This is a genomic window from Paenibacillus sp. FSL R5-0713, from assembly GCF_037973325.1.
In the GTDB taxonomy this organism is placed as follows: domain Bacteria; phylum Bacillota; class Bacilli; order Paenibacillales; family Paenibacillaceae; genus Paenibacillus.
This window is the reverse complement of sequence record NZ_CP150229.1, coordinates 3,635,947-3,647,992: the sequence shown is the minus strand read 5'-3', so window position 1 is coordinate 3,647,992 and position 12,046 is coordinate 3,635,947. Positions and strand designations below refer to the sequence as shown.

Here is a 12,046-nt window from a genome sequence, read left to right as displayed (position 1 = left end):
ACTCTCCATTCTTGATCAGTTTCGCTTTGCATGTGCACTCATAATGTCCTGTGTACCAGTATTGGTCGGTATCCTTCAGGTGCTTCCATCACAATTGCAATTTCTTTCGGAGCACATACCTCCAAATGAAACGTGGACTCGCTACCTTCCTCTTCCCGAATCTCCCATTTCACGTCGATCCTTCCGTTGCCAGGCAGAGGTACAGCTCCTTTTGCCCATTGCAGATTGCAAGGCTGGGGGGCAACCTTAACTTGTGTCCAACCGTCTGCAATCGGGCGAACCCCGAGCACGGATGTTCCCAAAAAGTAACCTGGTGCTGCCGACCAGGCGTGGCAATGACTGCGTGTCAGGTATTTCGGATGGGGCCGATTCTCGGCAAATCCCGGATACATCTCCCAGCAAGTGGTCGCCTCATGTTTCACCATTTCCCCAAACTTCTCTCTCATGTCCCGGAGCATTAGATCCGTCTTGCCGTGCATCACCAGCGCTTCATAATAGAAAAACGTCATGAACGGACTGCCTATGGCTACAAAATCTTCAGGTGGCGATGTTAAATATGCGTTGAGCTTCTCCTTTCGCTCATCAACTGCAATGCCGGTAACCAGCGCCATGACCTGCGTCTGCATACTATAGGTGCTGGAAAGAGAGCCATCGGCATGAATGCAGTCCATATAAGCCTGCCGCTCCTCACTCCATAGATGATTGTTTATGGCGCGGGTTACTCTTTCCGATGCGGAACAGTAGTAAGGGCTGTCTTCTGCGCAACCTGCCAATTTGGCCAGTTGGGCCGCATCTGCCAGCGTGCGTGCAAATATCGCATTTTGATGGGTGACCGTTCCGTCGTTCGGCTGCTCCAATGGTGCCCAGTCCAACAGATTCCAGGCTTCAATGAACAATAGTCCTCTGGCATCGATATGTGAGATATAGTGATCAAGCGTGAACTTTACCTTTGGCCAGATTTTCGCTGCAAAGTCCCTGCTTCCTGTATGTCGGACATATTCAAGGCAAGCGGAGACCCAGAAAAACGTCCAGTTTGGAATCACGCTGCTCCAGCCGCTAGGTACCTGATTCACATAGAGCGGCGATTGCCGGCTTGATCCCGGAACAAGCTGCAGACCATGTTGTACGATATCTGTTGCACCGAATACATAGTAGTTCACGAGCGCTTCATTACGGCTGTCGCCAACCCAAAATACCTGTTCATACGTGGGACAATCCACAAATGTATCTTCCATGCACAGTAGGGTAGTATGCTTGCTGATCTCCCAAATGTCATTCAGGATCGCGTCCGAACTATGGAATCGGCCGATCTCTGTCACCGGATAGTTGCTTTGTACAAGGCTAATGCCGAACAGCCGTACTGGTCTCGTATTTCCGTGTATGGTAAGCATGAGATAACGAAGTCCGCGCCGAATCGGCGATTCGTAGCGTTGTCTGCCTTCGCGGCATACGTAGCGAAGCGTATTATCTACACCAAAGGTATCCTGTCGCCAGTCGCCGTCCATATACTCGAAGCCATACGCGTCGATGACGGTGCCTTCCCCCGCATCGACCTCGAATCGCAGATAGCCCGACCATTCGCGGCCAAAGTCCAGAATCAGCTCCGTGCTCCTTCCGCCAGAGCTTGTCGGCACGATTGCCGGCTGCCGATTGGCGACGCATACCTGCTGCAAGTCCGCAGGAACGGGACGCGCCTGCTCCTGCATCTTCCAGATGCTGGACACAAAGATTGAAGCTTCCGAGCTAAGCCTCTCGGGAAATGGCTTCATCCAGCTGCGGAATGGAGCAAGCTCAGGGATGGAAGCCAAGCTGCGGCATCGCAGATATACCTCGGCATCCGGAAATGCCTTCTCGTCCAGAGGCCTACCGCCGCCAAAGCCCTGATATGCACGGATGGGATCACGATCCGGCTGGTGGTCGATATGCACGAGGGTGGCAAACGGACCAATCAGGACAAACGGTGTGTTGCCCATTGGTGCATCATCGAATGGCGATACAACCGTAAACGGAACATCGCAGTCGATTCCAAAGTGCAGTCCTCCGCCATGATCCTGCCCTGCCAGCTCGATTAGCAGCAGATTCTCTCCCTGCCGCAACCTAACTCGCTGAAGCCTGCGCGGCCGTTCTCCCTCCATATCTGATGCAGGGTAATATGAGCCGTTAAGCGTGATGCCGCGCAGAGCATGGAACGCGCTGAAAAATCCGACAACTGCTTCGGCTTCGCCACTTGCCCGAATGACCGCTGCGACATAACCGGCAAAGGATACCGGATTGGCGTGCATCCGACTTGTCGGCTCCATCGCTTCGCGTACATCGAGCACATGCGTCCAGGACACAAGAGATGCTTCTTTCAATGATTCCACTCGGACAGGCCATACTTCTTGCTCCGTCAGTTCCGGAATATCACTTGCGACCAAGCATTCCCATGGCGCATCGCCAGGCGTGCCAATGATGCGGGCAGGAGTCCAGATTCCTTGCTCTTCGAGCGGCAAGGTGTCAACTTCTTGCCAACGATCATTCCAGCAGCGCGCATCCATCTGTTCGGCAAAGCCAAGCTGACAAGACATGCGCGCCGACCTTCGTTCATATCCGTCATGCAGAGCGGTCTGCCAGGATGCATCCGTACCCACGATAAGTTCTTTTCTCAGGTAACTCCCATCAGCCTCATAGTGAACGGACTCCAGTTGAGCGAGAAGCCCGCCCCTTCCCGGCAAATACGCAAACGTTGCTACACCATAGCTGATAACAAGTACAGCCAGCGTATTACGACCGGAATGCAGCAGATGGCCCACTTCATGCACGTGATAGTTAAGTTCAAAAGGCCAAGAGCGATTGGGTCCTCTTCCGCATAGCACTCCGTTGACATATAACACATATCGGGCATCCGCTGTGATGGTTACCTCAGCGCTTCCATGGTCCCCATGATGCCATTCGAATTCCCGGCGAAAACAACGCCATTCGTTGCGCGGCCAGTCCTCGCCTTCTCCCCAGATCCATGAGGCATGCCACGTGAATGCTTCCGTCTGAACAGCGTTCTCTTTCCGTTCCGTCGGCAGATCCCTCCCGCCAGTCGATAAAATATGCTCCACGGCTGTATCAACTCCCGTTTGACTGAATGTTTTAAAAGAAAAGGAGCTAAAACTTCACAGCTTTAGCTCCTCTTCGTGACGCTTGTCGTTACGAGCGAAGTCGTATTACAGCCCGTGAGCTTGACGAAGCCGCTGCACTTCGGCGTTATACCAGGCGGTAAACTCATCTGCTCCTGCTTTTTTGAATGCCGCAAGTGCAGCCTGTTTATTTGCTTCGAATGCCTGTTCATCCTTGGAAAGAATCACTTTGGCCGCTTCGCGCGCTGCCAGTTCTTTAAGTTCTGCTTCCTGTTTCTTCAATTTGTCGTCCAAGGTTACGCCTGGAACGGTGTTCCGCTGTACGATCTCCTCGTCCGTCATGCCGTCCATCCAGGTGGTGAACGTATTTAGTTTGCCTTGATCGATCCAATTTTTGAATACTTCTCCCGAGTAAGAAGCGCCATAGTGTTCTGCAAAATCTTTCTCAAGCGGGGTGGCCGCTTTGGACAGCGCCTCCTCCGAGGTAAAGAGGTCGACTGGCATCTTGTCATCGGGATTGACCATGTCGCCGCCCAGACCGATGATGTTGCGATCCAGTGAAAGTCCAGTTGCTTCGTATGGAGCTCCGCCTGCTGCTTTCAATGCGAGTGTTTCGTCCGTAAGTGTCGGTTTGCCGTCTACCATCTTCCAGTGCGTTCCTTCTACGCCGTTATACATGGTGCGTGCACCTTCATAGGAGTATATATAATTGAGGAATTCCATCGCTTTTTCAGGATGTTTGGATGTTTTGGATATGCTGTAGGCTTTATCCTGCCATCCGAGCGGATTGACTGCACCCGTCCAGGCCAGTTTGCCGGCAGGTACAACGAGATAACCTTTGCCATCCTTGGCATGCTGTGCATTGAAATCCCCCATCGCCCAGGTGGCGGGGCCAACAACGATCTGTCCTGCAGTTGCCTTAGCCATGTAGTCATTGTTCTTCATCGTCAGGGAATCCGGATCGAGCAATCCTCTGCGTTGAGCCTTGTTATAAAAGTTAAGTGCAGTCCAGAAGTTGGAGGATTCGTCGGTCAAGTTGCTGATGAAATCGCTACCGCCAACTTTGGCTGCAGTCAGGTCGCTTGTCGTGCCTACATTCTCGGTAAAGATAATTGGCGGAATCGTATAAGGCCATAATCCCCAATCTTGCCACATGGACACGCCGTACACTTTTTTGCCGTCTTCGGTCTGCGGGTGCTTTTCCACAATTTTTCCTACAACGTCCAGCAAGTCATCCATTGTGGCCATTTCCGGGGTGCCGATCTCCTTATACCAGTCCCAACGAATCGTCGGGCCTATGGTAATTGGCGCAATGGAAGTGCCCGGTTTGGATTGCACTTGGGGAGGCAGGAAATACAGGTTTCCGGTGCCGTTGCTCCAGTTCTTTTTGCTGTATTCGACCACAGTACCGATGTTCGCCGTAATGTCTTTGCCGGATGTAGCGAGCAGATCGTCGAGCGGAACGATTAGATCCCCTTCAATTAACTGTTTTTGATATTTGTTCACGTCTGTACGTACCAGGTCGGGCAGATCGCCGCCAGCAAGCAATACATTGAATTTGTTTTCGTCTGCTTCAACGTATTCAATTTTGATACCGATCTTCTCGGCAATAGCCTGGGCCACTTCGTTGTTCTGCTGCGTATTCCACTTGGAGCCGGTTTCCATGATGAGCACTCGCAGCGTCACGAGGTCTTTGTCCGAGCCGGTATCTGACGAACCGGTTTCCCCCGTGCTGGTCTGGCCTCCCGAGCCGCTGCCCGTACAAGCTGCCAGCAGCAAGGACGTCATCATGAGCAGTGCAATTACTTGGCGGAACGACTTTTTAGTTCTCATGTCATAACCCTCCTGTTTCTTCTTCTATAATTATCGGCGATTGCCGGATAATCCGGTGTGATTGCACCATATACAACCTTAACCCTTGACGGCTCCCATCATGATGCCTTTGACAAAATACCGCTGCAGCATCGGATACACCAGGACAATCGGCAGCGTGACAAGCATCGTAATGGTCATGCGAATGGACTGTGGTGTGAGCGTCCGGACAACATCGCCGCGGGTCAACTCATCTGTCGTCATGTTGGACAGGTTACTGGACTGGTTCAGGAAGTTGTAGAGTACCAGTTGCAACGTTTGCAGCTTCGGATTTTCCACCAGGAAAAAGTTGTCGAACCAGGTATTCCACTGACCTACGGCGGAGAATACGGCAATGGTGGCGATAATCGGCATCGACAGCGGGAAAATAATGCTGCGATAGATCCGGAAGTACCCGGCCCCATCGATCTTGGCCGATTCCTCCAGGGATGCGGGTAGCTGTTCGATGAACGTTTTGATCAAAATGATGTTAAAGCCCGACATCGCGCTTGGAATGATGTACAGCAGGAAATTATTCTGCAATCCATACGTTTTCATCGTCAGATACCATGGGATAAAGCCTGCATTGAAGTACATGGTGATCAGTACAAAACGGTAAATGATTTTGCGGAACGGCATCTCTTCTTTGGTAATGAGATAGGCAAAGAAGGAACAGCTGAACACCGTAATCAACGTTCCGAGCACGGTCCGGGAGACACTGACAATGGCTGCGTCCATGATACCCGGCAATTTCACCGTCGCTTGGTAAGCTTCAAGGGAGAAGCCGGCTGGCCAGAAATATACCCCTTTCTGAACCTCGATGGGATCGCTGATCGAATAGATGAAGATATAATAGAACGGATAGATGGTGATGATGACAAGCAAGGACAGCACGATGTAATTAAAAAGGGTGAACGTAAGGTCTTTCCAATCGGTATGGCGGACGGGACGAAGCGTCTGTCCTGCGGGTTGTGTGCGCATGTTTGTTTTGCTCCTTTCCCTGGGGTCAGACGATGCCTTGACCGCGAACTTTCTTGGATAGAATGTTGACGCTGAAGAGCAGCAGAACGCTAATTACCGTTTTGAAAATGCCCACAGCCGTCGAGTACGAGTAGTCACCTGTCACCAATCCGAGCCGGTACACGTAGAGGTCAAGCACTTCGATCCGGTCTGCAATCATGACGTTGCTGAATACGAGATATTGCTCAAACCCTGCGGACAGCAGGTTGCTGACAGAGAGCAGCAAAAGCACAATGAAGGTCGGCATGATGCTCGGTAGCGTAATGTGCCAGATCGTACGCATGCGCCCGGCGCCATCCACCTTGGCTGCATCATACTGTTCGCTGTCGATGCCAACGATGGCAGCTAGATAGATGATGGCGCTCCATCCTGCGGACTTCCACAGCAACAGCAAGGTTTGCACCGTCCATACCCGGTCATAGTTACCGAGAATATCCACGGGTGGACTGCCGATCCCCGTTTTCATCATGATGGAATTGACGGCTCCCTCCGTGCTGAACATGCTGAATGCGAGGGAAAATACGATGATCCAGCTAATATAATTCGGTAGTGTAGAGACGGTCTGCACCAGCCTTTTGAACCAGCCGGAGCGGACTTCCGAGATCAGTATGGCAAGCAGCATCGGTACGGGAGCGGTTGCAATGGACAACAAGCTTAGTGCCAGCGTGTTCGCCAGCACGGGTCCCATCCGTGGATCATCCAGCATGTTGCGGAAATTTTCCAGCCCCAGAAAAGGGGTTTGTTGAAGTGGGATGCCTGGTTTGTAATCAAAGAATGCGTAGATCCATCCGAATAAAGGTACGTAGCTGAAGGCCAGCGTAAACAGTACAAATGGTGTGGCCAGAAGCAGGAGGTGTATGCCGTCCTTGCGATTCAGCTTGCCGGTCCTTTGGGTTACGGCTCTGTTCAGGGTCTTGGTACGTTGCATATGAATTTCTCCTTTGTACGTGTGCTTTCGTATTGGCTTATTCATATGATAACGCTTTCTTGATGGCCCTTGAATGAAAGATCTCCTGATTTTCTTGAAAAAAACAAAGCTGCCTTCCGAGCCGACTTGAACAATTTTGAGACTCCGCTTGAACGAATAAGCAGTGCTCTAATATGCAAAAAACGCCCTCATGTGCTGCCTTTCGGCGAAGCTCACGAGAGCATGGATCATTCGAAGCCGCAGCTCCTCTTCTATCATCGATGTACAGGCAAGGTAACGATGGCCTCTGCGCCCTGATCGGCCGGAACGAAATGAATGCCGAAGTCCGGTCCATAATACAAACGAATCCGTTTATTGACGTTATTCAGTCCGATTCCGCTCCCCCCAACAGTGGATTTGGGCGATTCTCCCTTAGCCAGCTTTTCGTTTAACTTTAAGATGCTCTCTGCATCCATTCCGACGCCGGAATCGGTGACCCTCAGCATCAGACGTTCCTGGTTGACTGAGGCCGTAATTCCAATCTGAATGGCAAAATCTTCACTCTGTCTGCCGGAAGCAATGGAATTTTCCAGCAGCGGTTGCAGGATAAAACGTGGCACCTGACAATCCATCCACTCTTCATCCACGTCCATTGTAAATGTAATATTATTGTTGAATCGCATATTAATGATCTTCAGATAATTGTCCAGATACGACAGTTCGTCCCGCAGAGAACACATGGAGTCTTTGCTGGAGAATACGGGGCGCAATATATTGCCCAGTGCTACAATCGTATTTACGATGTTGTCCGCCTTCACAATGACAGCCATCCAGCGGATCATGTTCAAGGTGTTATACAGAAAATGCGGATTAATCTGATACTGCAATGCCTCCAGTTCCAGCTCCCTCTTTTTCTCCTGAATCTCATTGTTTTTGTCCACCAGTTCTACCATGCTGAGCGACATCTCATTAAAGCGGCGAATGACCGTGCCCAGCTCATTATTCGGAACGTGATCGACGGTAACCCCGAGTTCACCGCGGCTCATGTCTTTCATTTTGCTAGACAATTGGTTGAGGGGTTTAATGATTTTGCGAAGCCAGAAATAGGAGGCTATGAATATCGCAAGCACACTAATCGTGAACACGAGTACAAGCATTCGTTGAACGCCCAGAATCTGGTCTGCGTATTGACTGAGCGGAATTTCCTTCAGCAGGTACCACCCGCCGTCATGGAGTTTGTAATATACAACCTGCATGCTGCGTCCGGCTTTTTCGTCATCCAGGCTTCCGTAGGCCCCGTCCGTCAATTCCGCTCCCGGTATGAAGTGGCTCTGCGTCCCTACCCGATCCGCCTCACTTGCCGAAATGATTGTTCCGTCAGCGCTGGCGATATACATATCGCCTTCTTCACTATTGAGCGCCGTAGCGTAGATGGATGATAGATACCGTTCATCGATATTAAAAATCAGGGTGGCGCTTGTGGTTGGATCATAGATGGCACGCGTGCCACGCATCAGGCTGATCAGGTAACCATCGTCCTCTCCGGTCAGATACGGATTGTAGAATGATTTTTTGATCCCGGAATGCATAACCAGATGAGGATACTGTTCGAGCGTTTGACGGAAGGGCTCGGAAGTAAAGAAACTCTGCTGCCATGCGTCCCGATCGTAAACGAGCGTCCGCTTCTGACTGCCTCCTACTGCCCCGAGATTATCCGCCGTAATATAAATCGAGTCAATATAGTTGTAGTTGTCGATGAAATCGGCAATGACCCGCTGCACGTCGTTTTTCGATTCGAGAAATTCCTCTTCCGTTTTCTCTGAAATTTTGTACAAAAACTGCTGAATGTGATCATCCCGCAGAAAAAGCATGGATAGGCGATCGATCTCTTTCACCAGGCCGCCTATGTTATGGTCAAGCTGTTGGAATTGCTGGTAGAGCAACCGTTCGTTCTGGATTTTGATCATGTTCTGCATAAAGGAATAAATAAAATAAGAAGCCCCCGCCAGTACGGCGAGGCTGATGACCATAATATACAGAATAAGCTGTGTTCGGAGCTGTCTGGAGACAAACAGGGATTTGACGGATGTTCTCATTCATGTCACCCTCTGTCTTTGAGCGTCGTTTGGCGCCGGTATTCGTTCGGATTAAGACCCGTGATTCTTTTGAATACCTTGCTAAAATACGTATACTCGGGCGAAAAGCCGACCAGAGCCGGCACATCGGAAGAGCGCAGTTGATTTTGGGCAAGCAGGTCCTTGGCGCGTTCAATCCGATAACGGTTCACATAATCAATATAAGTGATCTGCAGCTCTCTCCGGAACAGGTTGCTGAGATACCCCATGCTTAGACCTACATGGTCTGCAACCATCTGGAGGCTGATGTTTTCGGTATAATGACGTTTGATATACTCAATGGCGCGGGTAATCTCATCACTCATTTGTAAGCGCTTGCGAATTAAATCAACCAACGTGTCAATATAGATAACGACCTGGTCAAGCATATCCGGCATCGTGTCACAGATTTCCAACTGTTCGGTCATGCTAAGCAGCAGCGTTTTTTCATTGTTATGATCATATACATTCGTATTAATCCATTGCACAAACTGGTAGATCGTGATCTCCATTGATTTTCGCTCTTCGTTCATGCCGCGTTCAATCTCATCCAGGAATTCGTCATATTCTTTCTGTTTGAGCGAAGGAAGCAATTCCCGAAGAGGTGTATGGCTTCGAAGCCGTTCAAGTCGTTCAAGCACGCCCGAATGGTCTGCACGCCCTATTCCTTGATGATGTTGTCCGGGGCCGGTGATGAATTTACGCTGTAACGCGCGTTGTGCCTCGGCATATTGTCTCGGCAGCGAGTCATATCCCCCGTTGATGCTGCTGATCCCGAACGAAACAGTACTGTTGAAATAATGACGGATCGTATCCTGAACATGTTCGAGCAACTGCCGAAGTTCCTGCACGATGGATTGTTCGGACAGTATATCGGCATAATGCAATACAAGCGCGTAATGCCGATCGTTGATCTGAACCGCCTCTCCCCGTTTATAACCGGACATAATCTCGCTTAAAATGTTTAACAGCGACATCTTGACCAAGTGGCCGTGTTCATCCCGAAAACGTTCCTTGAGCGAGGCATATCGATCCACTTCCATTACGCACACGACGAGACGAACGGGCGAAAGGCGTAGACCGCTCTCCGAGACGAATCTGGCGAATTCCTGCGTTGAGAAGATGCGATAGAACATAAAATCTTTAAACATCTTTTCCTTCACAAGCTCCATATCCGGAGACGCCGTCCCTGTCTTTTGCGATTGGGGTGGGATATGCTGCTGATCTAGCTCTTCCCTGACCCCTGTTAGTACCTGCTCAATCTCTTCTTCGGTCATGGTTAGTTTAAGAATATAACTGGACACATCCAGTGTCAGTGCTTTGCGAGCCAATTCAAATTCTTCCAGACATGACAGCACAATGACGCGTGTATGTTTGTCTTGCTTGCGGATGTTGGAGATCAGCTCCATTCCATCCATTCTGGGCATACTGATATCGGTAATGACCACGTCGGGTTTCTCGCGCTCATAATAATCCCATGCGGCCAGGCCATCCGGGAAATCGGCCGTAACCTCCAAGCCGAATTTACTCCATTCGACGGAATTTTTCAGTCCGATGCGAACGAGCATTTCATCCTCTACGATCATCACCTTATACATGCATTAGACCCCCTTCAAAATCAAAATCCAGTCATTCCCTCTTCCGCTGGTTGGGGCTGCAAAACGTTTAATGCCTTGATTCGGTATTGTAGAATCTGAATCTGAAGAAACCTTGGTTGTATCTCCTGTTCTGGGGCAAAACCACATGGCATTTGTTTTCTTGCCCTCAATATACCCCATGACGACATCGACGTACAAGCCATTGGCTAGATAAATGTAAGCGTTATATTTACTCTGTGCAGCTACGGCATGATTTGCGCCTGCACGGTTCTGATGAATCAGATTCGAATTGGGTCTCCAATCCGGGCCCAGCTCCCCTTCGAGTAATGCACGCGCATGGCGCATCTGCTCCGCACCAGGACGATGCAGTGCTTCCCGCCAGGACATAATGAAATAATCCCCTTGGCTGTTCGATTCAATGAGATCATGCGGACCTTGGTACATTGACCATATGGAATGGTGTCCATACGTATGACCCAGCGCACCGGCAAATAAAGCGTAATACGCAGCTTTCCTCACATCCGCTGCATCGAAATAACCTTGTTCCCCCCGAAATCCGACAGGAATATCCTCGTAACATGGCTCGGCATCCAGCGTGGGTTTTGCCGGCTTACGTTCATAATCTTGCTGCACACGTCTATCATTGGTAATCTCCCGCTCCCCGTGTCCGGATTGAATCATGTTGAAATCAAGCCACGGCTCATCATGCAGTTGGCGAGAAGATGAATCGCATCCCGGTGGATGGAACGTCATTAGCTGCCGGGCACCGCCTTGTTTCAGCCCCTGTGCCATGGACGTGACAATTGCGAAATGACGCTTTGTCTCCAGAGGACGGTCTCCCCCCAGTACCCAGATAATCTGAGGATATTCAGCGTATCGCTCTCCCAGCCATTTTCCGTAATCAAAGGCCGTTTCCGGTGAAAATACTTCTGGGCCTTTCCCCCACTTCCTGTTGAACTTGTCACCCCAAGTCGGGAGCAGTGCAACATACAGACCCAGATTGCCTGCAAGTTGAAGCATAGCGTCTACATGATCCCAATAGGAATAAGGTCCATCGGTATCCGGACGGATTGGTTCAGGTTGACCGTTCTCGTCCATATGAAAAGGCAGTCTGCCTTGAGCATTGCCCGTTGTGGTACCGCTGAACTCGGCCAGCAGCACCGTTTGAATGACCGTGAAACGCTGGTTGGCCCTTGTACGAAGGTACAGTTCACTCTCTTCCCGGTTCAAACGATGCAGAAGTTCCCAAGCCGTGTCACCAAGCCAGAAAAAAGGGACTCCTTCCGACGTTTCCAGATAGCGACCGGTGTCGGAAACCTGAAGCGCAGTGATGGTAGAGTATGGATTAGTTGACATGTTATTGGACCCTCCCTATTTTTACAGTTCCATGGGCATTGCTATGACGAACATTTTCATGTTTCTGACGAAACACTCTCTAATAAAAGCATA

Annotated in this window: 7 protein-coding genes; all 7 read right to left on the bottom strand. The window is 50.3% G+C overall.

Annotation, left to right across the window (positions count from 1 at the left end):
* Positions 1–38: 38 nt before the first annotated feature.
* The 7 genes from MKZ12_RS16220 to MKZ12_RS16190 all read right to left on the bottom strand — a co-directional run bounded on the left by MKZ12_RS16220 (position 39) and on the right by MKZ12_RS16190 (position 11,953).
* Positions 39–3,089, bottom strand: coding sequence for a family 78 glycoside hydrolase catalytic domain (locus MKZ12_RS16220; protein ID WP_339255468.1), 3,051 nt, complete (start codon positions 3,087–3,089; stop codon positions 39–41).
* A 105-nt stretch (positions 3,090–3,194) separates the two neighbouring features.
* A complete protein-coding gene (locus MKZ12_RS16215) occupies positions 3,195–4,940 on the bottom strand; it encodes an extracellular solute-binding protein (RefSeq protein ID WP_339255466.1) in 1,746 nt (581 codons plus the stop codon).
* Positions 4,941–5,018: 78 nt separating this feature from the next.
* Entirely contained in the window at positions 5,019–5,939 is a 921-nt protein-coding gene (locus MKZ12_RS16210) for a carbohydrate ABC transporter permease (RefSeq protein ID WP_253436444.1), read from the bottom strand.
* 25 nt (positions 5,940–5,964) lie between these two features.
* On the bottom strand, positions 5,965–6,906 hold the full coding sequence (locus MKZ12_RS16205; protein ID WP_253436441.1) for an ABC transporter permease subunit: 942 nt from the start codon (positions 6,904–6,906) through the stop codon (positions 5,965–5,967).
* A gap of 254 nt (positions 6,907–7,160) precedes the next feature.
* Positions 7,161–8,981 carry a sensor histidine kinase gene (locus MKZ12_RS16200; RefSeq protein WP_339255464.1) on the bottom strand — a complete coding sequence of 607 codons (1,821 nt, stop codon included), beginning with the start codon at positions 8,979–8,981 and terminating at the stop codon, positions 7,161–7,163.
* Between the two features lie 5 nt (positions 8,982–8,986).
* Positions 8,987–10,597, bottom strand: a complete 1,611-nt coding sequence (locus MKZ12_RS16195) for a response regulator (protein ID WP_339255462.1) — start codon at positions 10,595–10,597, stop codon at positions 8,987–8,989.
* 3 nt (positions 10,598–10,600) lie between these two features.
* Positions 10,601–11,953, bottom strand: coding sequence for a glycoside hydrolase family 140 protein (locus MKZ12_RS16190; RefSeq protein WP_339255460.1), 1,353 nt, complete (start codon positions 11,951–11,953; stop codon positions 10,601–10,603).
* Between the last annotated feature and the right edge of the window lie 93 nt (positions 11,954–12,046).